At 41.6% G+C, this 16768-nt stretch carries 11 protein-coding genes, 1 tRNA gene and 1 rRNA gene; 10 read left to right on the top strand and 3 right to left on the bottom strand.

Going from position 1 to position 16768, the window contains the following annotated elements:
* The first annotated feature begins 10 nt into the window (after nucleotides 1-10).
* The 9 genes from rrf to G7Y32_RS05635 all read left to right on the top strand — a co-directional run bounded on the left by rrf (nucleotide 11) and on the right by G7Y32_RS05635 (nucleotide 10466).
* Nucleotides 11-126 (top strand): 5S ribosomal RNA (gene rrf / locus G7Y32_RS05595).
* Between the two features lie 9 nt (nucleotides 127-135).
* Nucleotides 136-209: transfer RNA gene (locus G7Y32_RS05600), tRNA-Asn, on the top strand.
* 251 nt (nucleotides 210-460) lie between these two features.
* Complete coding sequence (locus G7Y32_RS05605; RefSeq protein WP_165211808.1) at nucleotides 461-1657, top strand: quaternary amine ABC transporter ATP-binding protein; 1197 nt, start codon at nucleotides 461-463, stop codon at nucleotides 1655-1657.
* Nucleotides 1658-3394, top strand: a complete 1737-nt coding sequence (locus tag G7Y32_RS05610) for an ABC transporter permease/substrate binding protein (RefSeq protein ID WP_206221357.1) — start codon at nucleotides 1658-1660, stop codon at nucleotides 3392-3394.
* Between the two features lie 392 nt (nucleotides 3395-3786).
* Entirely contained in the window at nucleotides 3787-6420 is a 2634-nt protein-coding gene (gene polA, locus G7Y32_RS05615; RefSeq protein WP_165211811.1) for a DNA polymerase I, read from the top strand.
* Between the two features lie 29 nt (nucleotides 6421-6449).
* Nucleotides 6450-6881, top strand: a complete 432-nt coding sequence (locus tag G7Y32_RS05620) for a CoA-binding protein (RefSeq protein WP_165211814.1) — start codon at nucleotides 6450-6452, stop codon at nucleotides 6879-6881.
* A gap of 75 nt (nucleotides 6882-6956) precedes the next feature.
* Nucleotides 6957-7418 (top strand): peroxide-responsive transcriptional repressor PerR, encoded by a 462-nt coding sequence (gene perR, locus G7Y32_RS05625; protein ID WP_165211817.1) that lies wholly within the window; start codon nucleotides 6957-6959, stop codon nucleotides 7416-7418.
* Between the two features lie 727 nt (nucleotides 7419-8145).
* Nucleotides 8146-9396 (top strand): threonine ammonia-lyase IlvA, encoded by a 1251-nt coding sequence (ilvA, locus tag G7Y32_RS05630; RefSeq protein ID WP_165211820.1) that lies wholly within the window; start codon nucleotides 8146-8148, stop codon nucleotides 9394-9396.
* A gap of 179 nt (nucleotides 9397-9575) precedes the next feature.
* Complete coding sequence (locus G7Y32_RS05635; RefSeq protein WP_165211823.1) at nucleotides 9576-10466, top strand: SPFH domain-containing protein; 891 nt, start codon at nucleotides 9576-9578, stop codon at nucleotides 10464-10466.
* Between the two features lie 92 nt (nucleotides 10467-10558).
* Here G7Y32_RS05635 and brnQ read toward each other — a convergent pair whose 3' ends face one another.
* The 3 genes from brnQ to G7Y32_RS05650 form a co-directional block, all read right to left on the bottom strand.
* Nucleotides 10559-11953 carry a branched-chain amino acid transport system II carrier protein gene (gene brnQ, locus G7Y32_RS05640; protein WP_165211826.1) on the bottom strand — a complete coding sequence of 465 codons (1395 nt, stop codon included), beginning with the start codon at nucleotides 11951-11953 and terminating at the stop codon, nucleotides 10559-10561.
* Nucleotides 11954-12303: 350 nt separating this feature from the next.
* The gene (locus G7Y32_RS05645; RefSeq protein ID WP_004226196.1) at nucleotides 12304-13044 is read right to left on the bottom strand and encodes an amino acid ABC transporter ATP-binding protein; all 741 of its coding nucleotides are present in this window, start codon (nucleotides 13042-13044) and stop codon (nucleotides 12304-12306) included.
* Nucleotides 13044-14588: an ABC transporter permease subunit gene (locus G7Y32_RS05650; protein ID WP_165211829.1), complete on the bottom strand. Its 1545-nt coding sequence runs from the start codon at nucleotides 14586-14588 to the stop codon at nucleotides 13044-13046. The genes G7Y32_RS05645 and G7Y32_RS05650 overlap by 1 nt, the downstream gene beginning before the upstream one ends.
* 183 nt (nucleotides 14589-14771) lie before the next feature.
* On the opposite strand from G7Y32_RS05650, the gene G7Y32_RS05655 reads away from it, so the two are divergent.
* The gene (locus G7Y32_RS05655; RefSeq protein ID WP_165211832.1) at nucleotides 14772-16700 is read left to right on the top strand and encodes a DUF2207 domain-containing protein; all 1929 of its coding nucleotides are present in this window, start codon (nucleotides 14772-14774) and stop codon (nucleotides 16698-16700) included.
* Nucleotides 16701-16768: the final 68 nt, after the last annotated feature.

The raw sequence follows: 16768 nt of genomic DNA on the forward strand, positions 1-16768 counted from the left end.
CAATTCATAGTTAAGTGACGCTAGCCTAGGAGAGACACCTGTATCCATGCCGAACACAGCAGTTAAGCCCTAGCACGCCTGAAGTAATTGGGGGTTGCCCCCTGTGAGATAAGGGAGTCGCTTAGCGTATTATTATCCACCATAGCTCAGTTGGTAGTAGCGCATGACTGTTAATCATGATGTCGTAGGTTCGAGTCCTACTGGTGGAGTAGAGATGTGACTGGAGGGAGTTCTTAAGGGAACTCTTTTTTTATTTATTAGACTTGCTTGGACAGGTCCTGAGTGTTAGTGTTACCATCACTTGGTGGAGAGTTTTATCTTTGTTGGATATTGGTAACTAATTTGTAACTATTTTTAATTTAATAATAGCCATGATTTTGGTACAATAGTATAGATGCCTACTAATTAATAGATATTTAGAATATATAGATATTTTGTAAGAAGAAAGGATAAGGGATATATGGGAACGATTTTAAAAGTTAGCCATTTAACCAAAATCTTTGGGAAAAAGCAAAAAGCGGCTCTCCAGATGGTCAAAGAAGCAAAGAGTAAAACTGAAATTTTAGAGAAAACTGGCTGTACGGTTGGTGTTTATGATGCTAATTTTGAAGTTCAAGAGGGTGAAATCTTTGTAATTATGGGGCTTTCTGGAAGCGGAAAGTCTACTCTGATTCGCTTAATTAATCGCCTGATTGAACCTTCTTCTGGGGCCATCGAACTTAATGGTCAGAATGTTTCTGAAATGACTGCTAATGAACTGCGAGAGGTTCGCCGCCATTCGGTTAATATGGTTTTCCAGAATTTTGGTCTCTTTCCGCATAAAACCATTTTGGAAAATACTGAGTATGGTTTGGAATTGAGGGGAGTGCCCAAGGAAGAGCGGGAAAAAATGGCTGAACAAGCCTTGGAAAATTCAAATTTGTTGCCTTTTAAAGATCAGTATCCTGATCAATTATCCGGTGGGATGCAACAACGGGTTGGTTTAGCTAGAGCGCTTGCTAATAATCCTGATATTCTTTTGATGGATGAGGCCTTCTCTGCTTTGGATCCTTTGATTCGTAAAGAAATGCAGGATGAGCTCCTAGATTTGCAGGATCGTGTTCAAAAAACAATTATCTTTATTACCCACGATCTCAATGAAGCCTTGCGGATTGGCGATCGTATCGCCTTGATGAAGGATGGTCAAATCATGCAGATAGGTACAGGTGAAGAAATCTTGACTCAACCAGCTAATGATTTTGTCCGAGAATTCGTTGAGGATGTCGACCGCTCTAAGGTTCTGACGGCTCAAAATATTATGATTAAGCCAATTACGGCAAATGTTGATGTTGATGGACCCAATGTGGCTCTGAAGCGGATGGACGTGGAAGAAGTTTCCATGTTGGTAGCCACTAATCGGAAGCGTCAGCTCTTAGGGGTTATCTCGGCTGATGCAGCTTATGATGCTCGTAAGGCAGGTAAGAAACTGGCTGATGTTGTCGATCCTAATATTCGGACGGTGCCTCAGGATATGGTGTTGACAGATATCTTACCATTGATTTATGACTCGGCAGCTCCGATTGCTGTGTTAAATGAGAACAAGCGTCCTGTTGGCGTTATTATTAAGGGTCGTGTGATTGAGGCCCTTACTAAACAGGGTATTGAAGTAGAAGGGTAGGTGAGAAGTTTGAAAAGCTTATTATTAGCAGGAATTGGGAAATTACCTATTTCTAATTATATGGATTCTTTTGTTGACTGGCTGACTAAAACTTTTGCTGGGTTCTTCAATGTTCTAAAAATCATTGGTGATGCCCTTATGGGATTTATTTCCAATACATTGACTTTCATCAATCCTTGGATTTTAATGCTTCTCATCGTGGCCTTAGCTTATCTGATTTCTAAAAAATGGGGCTTTACGATTTTAACAGCTATCGGTTTGTTATATATTTACAATCAGGAACTCTGGGGAGATTTGATTAATACCTTTACCTTGGTACTCTTGTCTAGCTTGATCTCAATTTTAATTGGGATTCCACTGGGAATTTGGATGGCTAAGAATGAGACAGCCAAAAAGGTTATTAATCCAATTCTGGACTTTATGCAAACCATGCCAGCCTTCGTTTATTTGATTCCAGCGGTTGCTTTCTTTGGTATTGGTATGGTACCTGGGGTTTTTGCTTCAGTTATCTTCGCTTTACCACCAACGGTACGGATGACTAATCTTGGGATTCGAGAAATTCCTATCGAGTTGGTTGAAGCATCAGATGCTTTTGGTAGTACCAGTCGGCAAAAGCTCTTCGGAGTTGAACTGCCATTAGCCAAGAGTACGATTATGGCTGGGGTCAACCAAACCATCATGTTGGCTCTGTCTATGGTGGTGACGGCTTCCATGATTGGGGCTCCTGGCCTTGGTAATGGAGTCCTTTCAGCTCTGCAACACGCAGAAATTGGTAACGGATTTGTCAATGGTTTGGCTCTGGTAATCTTGGCCATCATTATTGATCGTTTTACCCAAAAATTAAATGCACCGGTTGGTCAAAAGCAAGCAAGCAAGCCCAAATGGCAGAAATGGATAGCTCCCGTCTTGGTCATAGCCTTTCTTGCTACGGGAATTGCACAAACAGTTGCTAGCCATATGGGTCCACATAAGGAAAAGGTTACCTTGGCTTATGTAGAGTGGGATTCGGAAGTGGCTTCGACTAATGTTTTAGCTGAAGTTCTCAAAGAAAAAGGCTATGATGTTGAAATCAAGCCTCTGGATAATGCCATTGCTTGGAAATCGGTTGCTGACGGTAGTGTTGATGCTTCTGTTTCAGCTTGGCTGCCGGTTACACATAAAGCACAGTACGAAAAATATAAGGGACAATTAGATGACTTGGGAGTTAATCTAAAAGGAACCAAACTAGGATTAGCTGTGCCAACCTATATGACTGATGTTAACAGTATCGAAGATCTATCTGATCAAGCCGATTCAACCATCACTGGTATTGAACCTGGAGCTGGTATCATGACAAGTGCTGAGAAAGCACAAAAAGAGTATTCCAACCTCTCCAATTGGAAGCTAAGTTCCTCTTCTACTGGCGCCATGATTACCAGTCTTCAACAGGCATTGAAGAATAAGGAAGATATTGTTATTACAGGTTGGAAACCTCACTGGATGTTTGCTAAGTATGATTTAAAATTTTTGGATGATCCAAAGGGTGTCTTTGGAAAATCTGAGAATATTCATACTATCGCTCGCAAAAACCTTAAAAAAGATAATGCAGGTGCTTACAAGATTATTGATAATTTCCATTGGACTTCTGCTGATATGGAATCTGTTATGCTAGATATTAGCAATGGAACATCGCCATCTAAAGCAGCACAAAAATGGGTTAAAAATAATAAGGATAAGGTAGCTGAGTGGTCTAAATAAGAGGAAAATCAACTTTTTGTATGATTGATTTTTAGTGAACCTATTAGTTAAATATTTAAGTGCTATTTAAGTAACTCTAGCTATACTATAGGTATCCTAAATAAACTTTTCTTTTTCATAATCTCCGGGGAGGGGTCCTGTTATAGCAGGGCTCTTCCTTTTTGGTTTTTAGGAATCAATTTTTAATGTGATGTCGTTGCAATAGGCAACGTATGTAAGTCTCAATTTAGTTTGTATAGGGTCAGGTGTTTTCATAATCTCTGGGAAGAGCCAGCAGTAACTAAATTCTTTTTTAGGCGAAAATACTAATTAGTGATTTATAGCCTCTTGTTCTTCTGTTTGGGCCTGCTTGTGTTTGCTTTCTGGTGGAACTTCTGTGGTATAATAGGAGCATGGCTAATAAGAATAAATTACTATTGATTGATGGGTCTTCCATCGCCTTTCGGGCTTTTTTTGCTCTTTATAATCAAATTGAACGGTTTAAAAATCCTGTTGGTCTGCATACTAATGCCATCTATGGTTTTCATCTCATGCTGGACCATATGATGAAGCGGATTGAGCCGACCCATGTACTAGTGGCTTTTGATGCGGGTAAGACCACTTTTCGGACGGATATGTATGCCGATTATAAGGGTGGTCGTGATAAGACGCCAGATGAATTTCGTGAGCAATTTCCTTATATTCGGGAGATGTTGAATCATCTTGGTATTGCCTATTATGATTTGGAAAATTATGAAGCGGATGATATTATCGGAACCTTGGATAAGTTGGCTGAAAATGGCAATTTTGATGTGACTATTGTCAGTGGGGACAAGGATTTGATTCAGCTAGCCGATAATAATACGGTGGTCGAGATTTCTCGCAAGGGTGTGGCTGAGTTTGAAGAATATACGCCTGAATATCTGATGGAAAAGATGGGCATTACGCCAACCCAGTTTATTGATCTTAAGGCCTTGATGGGGGATAAGTCGGATAATATTCCTGGTGTAACTAAGATTGGCGAAAAGACAGGGCTCAAACTCCTATTGGAGTATGGTAGTTTGGAAGCCATTTACGACCATATTGATAGCTTCAAGCCATCTAAGATGAAGGAAAATCTCATCAATGATAAGGATCAGGCCTTTATGTCCAAGACTTTGGCAACCATCAATACCCAATCGCCTATTGAAATTGGTTTAGATGATACGCTTTACAAGGGTCCTCATTTGGAAGGGTTGGCTAAGTTCTATGATGAAATGAATTTTAAACAGCTGAAGGCAAGCTTGGGCCTCAAGGAAGAGGCCGAACAGATTGAAATCAATTATCAAGTTGTTAATAGACTTGAACCTGCTATGTTTGGGCCTGACCAATTCTTCTATTTTGAAATTTTTAATGATAATTATCATCGCGAAGACATTCTGGGCTTTGCTTGGGGGAATGACCAGAATATCTATGTCAGCAAAAACTTAGATTTACTCAAAGATGAGCTTTTTATCCAAGCTCTTTCTAAGCCAATCAAAACCTATGATTTCAAGCGGACTAAGGTTCTTTTGAGCCACTTAGGACTTGATTTGCTGACAGCTAATTTTGACAGCCGTTTGGCAAAATATTTGTTGTCTACGGTGGAAGATAATGAACTTTCTACTATTGCCAGTCTCTATGGACAAACGCCTCTGGCTAAGGATACAGAAGTTTATGGTAAGGGAGCCAAGAAGGCAGTACCTGAGGACGACCTTCTTTTTGAACATCTGGCGACCAAGATTCAAGTCCTAGTAGAGACCGAGCCCATTCTAAAGGAAAAATTGGCTGAGCATGACCAATCTAATCTGCTCTTTGAGATGGAATTACCTTTAGCTAACGTTCTGGCTAAGATGGAAATTGCTGGGATTAAGGTTGACCGCCAGACCCTAAAGGATATGGAGCTAGAAAATGAGGTAACCCTCAAGGCTCTAACCCAGGAAATCTATGATTTGGCTGGTCAAGAATTTAATATCAATTCACCGAAGCAACTGGGGATGATCCTCTTTGAAAAGATGGGGTTGCCAATCTCTATGACTAAGAAGACTAAGACTGGCTATTCAACAGCTGTCGATGTTTTAGAACGTCTGGCCCCACATGCTCCGATTGTGGCTAAAATTTTGGAATATCGACAAATAGCTAAATTACAGTCAACCTATGTGGTCGGTCTACAGGATTTTATCATGGATGATGGGAAAATTCATACCCGCTATCTGCAAGATTTGACCCAAACCGGACGTCTTTCCAGTGTTGATCCAAACCTTCAAAATATTCCAGTGCGCTTAGAGCAAGGTCGTTTGATTCGTAAGGCATTTACACCTGAATGGGAGGACAGTGTCCTCCTGAGTTCGGACTATTCGCAGATTGAACTTCGAGTACTGGCCCATATCTCGGGGGATGAGCATTTAATCGCTGCTTTTAAGAATGGCGAAGATATCCACACGGCGACAGCCATGCGGGTCTTTAATATTGCAAGACCTGAGGATGTTACCCCTAATGATCGTCGCAATGCCAAAGCGGTCAATTTCGGTGTGGTCTATGGGATCTCTGATTACGGATTGTCCCAGAATTTGGGTATCAGTCGCAAGGCAGCCAAGCAGTATATCGACACCTATTTTGAACGTTTCCCTGGCATTAAAAACTACATGGAACGAGTGGTGCGTGAAGCTAAGGATAAGGGCTATGCTGAGACTCTCTTTAAGCGGCGTCGAATGCTGCCAGATATTAATTCACGTAACTTCAATATCCGTAATTTTGCTGAACGAACGGCTATCAATTCGCCTATTCAGGGTAGTGCAGCCGATATTCTTAAGATTGCCATGATTAATCTGGATCAAGCCTTGGAAGCAGGTGATTTCAAAACTAAGATGTTACTGCAAGTGCACGACGAAATTGTTTTGGAAGTACCCAATGAGGAGCTGGCGGTTGTCAAGCAGCTGGTTAAAGAAACTATGGAGTCAGCTATTGAGCTGGCGGTTCCTCTCTTGGCTGATGAAAATACTGGAAAAACTTGGTATGAAGCCAAATAAGAAAATACTAATGAGAAAGGGTGGTTTTTATGACTTATCATTTTACAAATCCTAGTGATGAGATCATCAAGTCCTACCTGCAAGAGGCTAATACGATAGCAGTTGTGGGACTCTCCGATAGAACTGAGACCGCTGCTTATAAAGTCGCTAAGGTTATGCAGGAGGCAGGCTACCAGATAATTCCTGTTAACCCTAGGTTGGTCGGTCAGGAAATTCTGGGTCAGACCGTATATGCCTCTCTACAAGATATCCCGGTTCACATTGATATTGTTGATGTCTTTAGGCGGAGTGAATTTTTGCTTGATGTGGCTCATGATTTTGTTCAGGTGGGTGCAGATGTTTTTTGGGCCCAACTAGGGCTGGAAGCTGAGGATGCGGAAGACTTCTTGCGCCAAGCCGGTTGTGAGAGAATTGTCATGAATCGCTGTATCAAGATAGAATATGGTCGACTTATGGTTTAAGTTAGACTCATTTGGCGAGGGTCAGACTTTTTGTGCTATAATAAATTCAAAATGACTGATTAAGAGGAGGTAGCGATGGAAAACGATCGCATGGCTTTAGAAGCTTACGAGACTGTTCTAGAGCACCTAAAAAGTAAGCATATCCGGATTACAGAAACTCGTAAAGCCATTATTCGTTATATGATTGCCACCAAAAGTCATCCCAGTGCGGAAATGATTTACGAGGACCTTTTGCCAGAGTACCCCAGTATGAGTTTGGCAACTGTCTATAATAATCTCAAGGTTTTGGTTGATGAGGGTTTTGTGACAGAGCTCAAGCTTTGCAACTATAGTACGACTTATTATGATTTTTTAGGTCATCATGAGGTTCACATTGCCTGTGAACGGTGTGGGAAAATTACTGATTTCTTGGATGGTGATTTGCGGGACATGTATCAAGAAGCCAGTCAGCAGACGGGCTATAAGGTTACTCGCAGTCAGGTCATGCTCTATGGGCTCTGTCCAGATTGTCAGAAAGAAGATGCCAGTGTTACTTAAGAGTAGAAGTTGAGGACAAAAGTTCTTGGCTTTTTATTTTCTAAGGATTTTTCAGGAATTGTTTGATAGGTCTAACTATATGCAAAAAGTCTTAAATAGTTTTACTAAAATAAAAGTAAAATGTTGTAATGATATAAATAGAGGAGACTTTTGTGTCATTACTTATTAAAATAAAATCTTTGAATTAAAACGTTATATCGATAGAGATAGTTTTAGCTAGTTTAAAAGACTTTTGTAAATAAATTATTTTAGTGAATACTGCTGATATTCCAGTTAGACACTGTTAGTGTTAATCTGAGTTCAGAGACCAGCGATCATTTGAAAATTGAAGCTGGTCATACAGGATTAATTGTCTAACAGACTGGTTTTACCTTTGTGTGTCTCAAGATGTTCAAAGGATTACAGTAACTGCTGATAATCAAGCAGCTTAGGACAAGCAAGTTCAAGTAACTGTTTAAAAAAGGTTCAAATTAAGTTATTTGAGATTAATAAACAAAGACTACTTGCAGAAATCATTGGTTTGTTTTTAACAACGATGGGGCTAGTCTATTTCTTATCAAAGAAGGGGCGTCAAGGGTAGGAAAAATTTAAGTCTGAGCGTGGAGATTATGTCTCGGGCTTTTTTTCTTACCCTTTTCATGATTTCAGGGAATTCCCTTAATTTCAGCTAACTTTTATGTTATAATGAATCTACAGAAAATTTAGACAATAGTAAAAAGGAGAGTTTATGATAACAGCAACTGATGTTGTAAAAGCTCACAATGTTCTCAAAGATGTGGTTGAGCGAACGCCGCTGGAGTTTGACCGCTATCTGTCGGAAAAGTATCAGGCTACCATCTATCTCAAGCGGGAAAATATGCAAAAGGTTCGCTCTTTTAAGCTGCGGGGAGCCTACTATGCCATCAACCAACTATCGGATGAAGATAAGGCTAATGGTGTTGTCTGTGCTTCGGCTGGGAACCATGCCCAAGGGGTGGCCTATACTTGTAACGAAATGAAGATTCCAGCTACTATTTTTATGCCTATCACCACCCCTCAACAGAAGATTACTCAAGTTAAGTTCTTTGGTGGAGCTTATGTCGATATCCAACTGGTTGGTGATACCTTTGATGCTTCAGCTCAAGCAGCTCAGGAGTTTACTAAGGCTCAGGGCCGTACCTTTATTCCACCTTTTGATGATGACAATGTTCAAGCTGGTCAAGGGACTGTTGCCTATGAAATCTATGAGCAGGCTAAAGAAGAAGGTGTTGATTTCGACAGTATCCTAGTACCTGTTGGCGGCGGTGGTTTGATTGCTGGTGTGGCAACTTATATGAAGGACGTGTCACCTGACATCCGAGTGGTTGGTGTTGAATCCAATGGTGCTCGTAGTATGCGGGCAGCCTTCGATAAGGGGCATCCTGTTAAACTGGAGCATATTGATAAGTTCGCAGATGGAATTGCTGTTCAGCAGGTCGGACAAAAAACTTATGAAGTGGCCCGCCGGACAGTCGACCAGCTAGTTGGTGTTGATGAGGGGTTGATTTCTGAAACCTTAATTGATATGTACTCTCGCCAAGGAATTATCGCTGAGCCGGCTGGAGCGGCTTCAATTGCAGCCCTAGAAGTCCTCAAAGAAGATATCAAGGGCAAGACTTTGGTTTGCATTATTTCGGGAGGGAATAACGATATTAATCGCATGCAGGAGATGGAAGAAAGAGCCCTAATTTATGATGGGGTCAAGCATTACTTTGTTGTTAACTTCCCCCAACGGCCGGGTGCACTACGAGAGTTTGTTAATAATATTTTGGGGCCAAATGATGATATCACGCGCTTTGAATACATTAAGCGGGCTGCCAAGGGAACTGGACCCTGCTTGGTGGGTGTAACGTTGTCTGATAAACATGATTATGATGGCCTGCTGAATCGTTTGGCAGGATTTGATCCTAATTATATCAACCTGCACGGTAACGAAAGTTTATATAATATGCTGGTTTAATCATGTATGATGACGTGAAGTTTGACAGGCTGATAAAGGCAGTTAGCTGAATATTTTATTTTAATGAAATTTGCTTACAACTCTGTGGAAAAAGTTGAAGTTTTCTGTATACTTGTTGTATCAGCCTCAGTGTCTTTTGAGTTATTTAACAGATTAGTATCTTACGAAAGGAAAGTATTATGGGTGTCTTTTTAGTATTTTTAGTATTGTGTTTTATTATTTTTATTGTTTTTTTGGCCAGCTCGCTTTATGTTGTAAGGCAGCAATCGGTAGCTATTATTGAGCGCTTTGGTCGTTATCAAAATACGTCTGCTAGTGGAATTCACATGCGTCTGCCATTTGGTATGGATAGAATCGCAGCGCGTGTTCAGTTGCGTCTCTTACAGAGTGAAATTGTCGTTGAAACGAAGACCAAGGACAATGTTTTTGTCACTCTCAATGTAGCAACCCAATATCGGGTTAATGAGCAAAATGTCATTGATGCTTACTACAAATTGATGCGTCCAGAAGCACAGATTAAGTCTTACATCGAAGATGCCCTGCGCTCCTCTGTCCCTAAGTTGACTTTGGATGAACTCTTTGAGAAAAAGGACGAAATTGCTCTGGAAGTTCAACATCAAGTGGCAGAAGAAATGTCTACTTATGGCTATATCATTGTTAAGACCTTGATTACTAAGGTTGAACCTGATGCTGAAGTGAAGCAATCTATGAATGAAATTAATGCAGCTCAACGTAAACGTGTTGCCGCTCAAGAATTGGCCGAAGCTGATAAGATTAAAATTGTCACAGCTGCTTCTGCCGAAGCTGAAAAAGATCGACTGCATGGTGTCGGTATTGCCCAACAGCGTAAAGCGATCGTTGATGGTCTGGCTGAATCTATTGCAGAACTCAAGCAAGCTAATGTTGGTATGACGGAAGAACAGATTATGTCCATCCTCTTGACCAACCAGTATCTTGATACCTTGAATCAATTCGCTGCAGGTGGTAACCAGACCCTCTTTCTACCTAATAATCCAGAAGGAGTAGAAGATATCCGGGCACAAATTCTATCAGCCCTCAAGGCCAAATAAGATTTTAAATAGTAAAAGGCCCGCCTCTAACTGAGAGGTGGGCCTTTGTTGATAGATTAGTTGATTGGTCCTTGTTAAATCTTTATTAGGTTTTAACCTTCTGTTTCTGTTTCTTTAAGTGGCTTAAAGCCAGTCAGAACTAAGCCGACGACCAAACCAATGACTGCAAAGCTAATCCATCCCATATTGTAGGCACCTAGAGGCAGGGCCTCAGTAAAGAAGTTGACTAGGTCACTTGGTAGGGTAAAAAGTTGAGTTTGAGCTGACAGGGTATTGAAGGCATCAAAGAGACCTGCAATAGCCGTGAAGCCTAAGGCTGTTTTGTAAACGACATGATTATAGCCAATCCATTTCTTCAGGAAGATGAGGATAATGGTGACGATAGTCAGTGGGTAGAGCAGATAAAGAACGGGTATTGACCATTTGATAATTTGATCAAGGCCACCGAAGTAAAGGATGACTCCAATCAGAGTGAAGGCAGTTGCCCAGACAATGTGAGAAACTTTTGGAAAGACCTTATGGAAGTATTCTGCGCAGGCCGTAATCAGTCCAGTTGCTGTTGTTAGACAGGCTAGGAAGATGGCCATACCTAGGATGATCTGGCCAAAGCTGCCCATGTAGTGAGCGGCTGATTGGATGAGGACGGGTCCGCCATCAGAAATTGGGACATTTCCTTGGGTGAAGAGGTCTTTGGTCATGCCAAAGAGGGTTTGAGAGGTTGCTCCCAGCCGGGCAACGAAAATATAGATAGCTGCTAGGATGACAGCTGCGATGATACCAGACTTGAGAGTTAAGCTAGCAACAGCATTAGAGGTTTTGGCTCCGTGTCCTTTAGCAGCATCAATGACTAGGATAGCAAAGGCCAGAGAGGCCAAGGCGTCCATGGTACTGTAACCCTGAATCAGTCCAGCCACAAAAGGCAGACTCTTGAAACTGTCACTGACAGCAGGAGAAGCATTGTGTGCGGATCCGATATGGCCCGCAGGAGAGATAAAGGAAGCGACAATCAGAATTCCTAAGAAAATCAAGAGGGCCGGTGTCAAATATTTCCCGATACGGTCAGCAATCTTACTCGGCCGGACAGCAATCAGATAGGATAATCCGAAAAAGACTAATCCATAGATGATGTGAGCAGCTTGACCACTGCCAAAGAAGGGTTTAATTCCGATTTCATAGGAAACTGCCCCTGTCCGAGGAATGGCAAAGAAAGGACCGATAGTCAGGTAGAGAGCGATAGCGAAAAATAGGGCGTAAGCCTTGGAAGCAGGTCTAGCAATAGATTCAACATCGGTTCTGCCTGAGTAAGCTACAGCCACAACACCTAGCAGAGGTAAGGATACTCCTGTGATACAGAAACCTAGAATAGCTAAGGCTAGGTTGGTACCAGAATAGATACCGAGGTAGGCAGGGAAAATCAGGTTACCAGCCCCGAAGAAGAGGGCGAAGAGCATAAACCCGATAATCCAATAAGTGGATTTTTTTTGCATGAATTCCTCCATATTGATTAATGAAAAATTAGAATTGCATAAAATTGTATGACAGTTCATTATAACAAGCTAAAGTTAAGACTGTCAAGGGAGGGAGGCTGAACTACGATTTCGTATTGAATTGATCAGTCAATTTGCTAGAGAAGTCAGTATGGTCCTTGCTAACTAGTATTAGTGACTGATTTAATAGATGGTGTTACAGTGGACAAAAATACTTTTGGTAACGTGGTATTAGGACAAGCCCATCCTGTGTGGGAAAGAGTTTGCCCAGCAAAAAGAGAGTAGGCCAGAAATCAAAATCGTGATTTTATCACGATTTACTGATTTTTGTCTCACTCTCTCTTGTGGATTTAGTTGAGGAAGCGTTGCAAGAATTCTTTGGTGCGGGCTTCTTGTGGGTGTTCAAAGATTTGCTCAGGTGTTCCTTGCTCAGCAATAACGCCTTGGTCCATGAAGATGACCCGGTCGGAAACTTCTTTAGCAAACTCCATTTCGTGGGTAACAATCAGCATGGTCAAGCCTGATTTGGCTAGATCTTGCATAGTTTTGAGTACCTCACCAACCATTTCAGGGTCTAGAGCAGAGGTTGGTTCGTCAAAGAGGATAGCTTCTGGATTTACAGAAAGAGCACGGGCAATAGCAACCCGTTGCTTTTGCCCACCTGAGAGCTGGGCTGGTTTTGCTTGCCAATATTGTTGGCTCATGCCAACTTTTTCTAAATTAGTCTTGGCAATTTTGGTGGCTTCGGCCTTGTCACGCTTGAGGACAGTTGTTTGAGGCACAATAGCATTGTCCAAGACATTGAGGTTGGCAAAAAGATTGAAGGATTGGAAAACCATACCCAGTTTTTCTCGGTAAGTGGCCAGATCATAACCCTTTTCCAAAACATTTTGACCGTGGTAGAGGATTTGACCTCCAGTTGGCTCTTCCAAGAGATTGATAGACCGCAGGAAGGTTGATTTCCCTGAACCTGAGCTACCAATGATGGAGATAACTTCCCCCTTATTGACACTGAGGGAGATGCCTTTGAGGACTTCGTTTTGTCCGTAAGATTTTTTCAACTGTGTGATTTCTAAAATTGGATCAGCCATTAGCTGGCACCTCCTTGGGTGTAATTATCTTGATCCAGACGGCGTTCTAAGTAACGCAGGATACGGGTTACTGTGAAGGTCAGGATGAAGTAGATGACAGCGATGATGAGGAAGGTTTGGAAATACTTGTAGGTCTGGGTAGCCACAGTATTACCAGAGAAGTAAAGTTCAACAACTGAGATAACATTAAGGACTGAGGTATCCTTGATATTGATAACAAATTCATTACCAGTGGCTGGCAGGATATTTCTAACAACCTGTGGCAGGACAACCTTTCGCATGGTTTGGTTGTGGGTGAAACCGAGGGCTGTCGCTGCTTCAAATTGTCCCTTGTCAACGGCGTAGATACCACCGCGAACGATTTCACTCATATAGGCACCAGTGTTGATGGAAACGATAAAAATAGCGGCCCAGGTCCGATCCAGATTGACCCCGAAGGCTTGAGCAGTCCCATAGTAGATAACCATGGCTTGAACAATCATCGGAGTCCCACGGAAGATTTCAATATAGACATTAAGGAGCCAGCCAAAGCCTTTTTGAAGGCAGGCCAGAGCTTTGTTGCCAGCTATTGGTGCTGTCCGGTAAACGCCAATTAAGAGACCAATGACCAAACCGACCAGGGTACCGACGATAGAGATGAGCAGGGTCAGACCGGTTCCTCGCAGAAATTGGGACCAGTTGTTCTTGAGGATGATCCAAGCTTGGCTGAGGAAGCTGCTATTATTCTTACTGTTAGATGGCTGCTCAGTAATCATTTTATCCATAAGCTTAAGCCGATCCTTTTCAGGAATGGTAGCTAGGATTTGATTGACTTTTTCTTGGGTGGCTGTATCGTCTTTACGTAAGCCGACGGAGAGAGCTGTGTCAGAAGGATTAGTTTTGAAGCCCTGTTTGAGGGTAATCATTTTGAAGTCCTTGCTGGAAGCCATAGCGGTCTTAGCCTCTGGTCGTTCAGAGACGTAAGCATCAATGACACCTGATGAGAGGGCTTGTCGCATTTGTGAGAAGTCCCCCATGGCGGTTTGCTTCTTAACTCCTGAAATTTGGTCAATCAGATCGTAAAGGTAAACTCCTTGTTGAGCTGTGATTTTAGCTCCCTTGAAGTCTGACAGACTGCTTGCGCTAGCGTATTTACTATCTGATTTAACGACTAAGACGGGTTCGCTGGTGTAGTAGCTGTTGGAGAAATTAATCTCTTTCTTACGCTCTTCAGTCGGGCTCATCCCTGCGATGATAAGATCAATTTTCTTGGAAGTTAGGGCAGGCAGAAGGCCATCCCATTTGGTTTTGACAACCAAGAGTTTTTTCCCCATGCCCTTGGCAATTTTTTTACCAATTTGGACATCGTAACCATTGGCGTATTGCTTACTGCCTTCAATCGGTACGGCGCCGTTAGAGTCGTTATTTTGCGTCCAGTTGAAGGGAGCGTAGGCGGCTTCCATTCCGACACGTAAATACTCATCAGCCTTGGCAACTGACATACCTCCAAAGATAATGGTCAGGGCTAGAACGATGGTTAGACTAATTTTTTTAAAGTGATCCATGTGGTACTCCTAGTATTTTTTCCTGATTGAATCATCAGGGTACAACAACACATACTATCCTATTTTACAGGAAATGAGGGAGTATTTCAATGGGCGGTTACAGAGATTTTGTCTGATGAAGGATTTTTAGTTGCTGATAAACTATGATAGAATAGAAATATACTAGAAAAGGGGAAGTGGGTAATGAAAAAGAAAATTATTTTATGTTGCTTGAGCTTACTGGCTTTACTATTGTTTTTTTCTAGAAGGTCAGTTGCTGATGAGGTTGACTATAATATCAGTCGCTATGACGGTCTATTAGAAATTCAAAAAGATAATACAGCAACCTTTACTCAAACGATTACCTTCCATTACAAATCGGAGTATCATGGACAGTATGTCAGTTTAGGTGAAGCTGGAAATATGCCGCAAGGCTTTTCCATTGATGGGGAGCATGCAAGACCAGAAGTTACTATAAATAATGGTAAGGTTTTTACACCAAAGATGGACATAGAAAGACTTGAGGATGGTTACCGTCTTAAAATTTATGATGGTGGAAGTGCAGGGGATACTGTCAAGGTAAAAGTGACTTGGCAGTTAAAAAATATCCTATCCATTCATCGGGATATTGCTGAATTAAATTGGAAACCAATTTCAGATGGTGATAAAGCAGCCCATCATGTGAGGTTTAAGGTAAGTGCACCTGAAACCAAAGAATCACAACTTTTCGCCCATCTAGGATTTTTACAACCAAAAGTTAAAATTTCAAAAGCAGGTAATGATTACCAATTATCGACTGATTATGTTGGTGCTGGGAAGGCATTAGAATTGCACGGCTATTGGAGTTCTCAAGCATTTTCGGTAGCTAGATATGTATCAGGAAAGGGTCTTCCTCACTTTAAAAAACAAGAGGAAGACATTAATAGAAAAACGAAATTTTATCAAAAATTATTCTATGTGATTATTCCTATCATTGGGCTTATTATGCTAGCAGTAGGAGTACTTTTATTCATCTATTATAAATTTTCCCTGCAACATCAAAAAGGTGCTGCTGGAGTGCCCAAGTGGCTCTACTCAGCTCCTAATGATTGGTCGCCTCAGCTAGTTGCCTCGGTTGTTTATAGTACGGATTGGTCTGAGGTGAACCCTATTACCGCAGGAAGAGGAAACTTACGATTTGAAAATATGATCCAAGCCAGCCTGCTGGATTTGATTGATCGTGGGAATTTGAAACTAGAACCTTCTGAAGGCGGTCCCTTGATTCACCATGTTCATTCGGATAATCTGTCATCATTTGAACTGACCTTCCTAGAGATGACTATGGGACCTAATATAGGTGATAAGTTAGCAGTATCTGACCTTTTCCCTGACTACCGAGTGGATAAAAAGGTCAGTGTCAAAAATGGCTATAGTGTTGAGGAGGTTAATCGCTATGGTCGTAAGATGACATCTGTTTTCGATAAAAATTTAAACGAATTAACGCAGAGTGTTGAAGAGGCTAAACGCTCACTAGGTTTAGAGGACTACTACCGACCTTTAAGGTCTGGTGAAAATAAGCTGCGTCGTTTAAGTTTTGCGGCCTTATATCTAGCTATGATTTTCATGTTTGTCGCTATCGATTATGCTGGATTAGCCCATTTCTTGAGTGGCCTCAATTGGCCTATGATTCTAGGTTACATTGGCATGATTCTGCTATCCATTGTTTTGGTTATTATCCTCTTCAGGCTTTGCAGGTTTGATAAGCGAGATGGTACGCCACGAGAAGAAGTAAAGGCTGATTACCATGCTTGGCAGGCTTTCCGCCGAATGCTGAAGGATATTAAACGCTTTGACAAAGCTCAGTTAGAGTCTATTGTCGTTTGGAATCGTATTTTGGTTTATGCAACACTTTTTGGCTATGCTAAGCAGGTTGAAGAGGTTCTGAGAATGCAAGATATTCCTCTTCCTCCAATTGTTAATCAATATTTAACCTACAATCTTTTCCCTTATCTATATCTATCTTCTCAAAACTTTGCTGACTTTGGTCATCAGGCTGTAGCTGCTCAAAATTTCCACGTTTCAAGTGGTGGAGGCTTTTCTGGTGGCGGTGGTTTTTCCGGAGGCGGCGGAGGCGGAGGTTTTGGATCTTTCTAGAGCCTGTCTGCTATCTATCTCTATATTAGCTGATCAAGTAAAATTGGTCGGCTTTTTAATAGAATAAT

This window comes from Streptococcus tangpeifui (genome assembly GCF_011038795.1).
Lineage (GTDB): Bacteria > Bacillota > Bacilli > Lactobacillales > Streptococcaceae > Streptococcus > Streptococcus tangpeifui.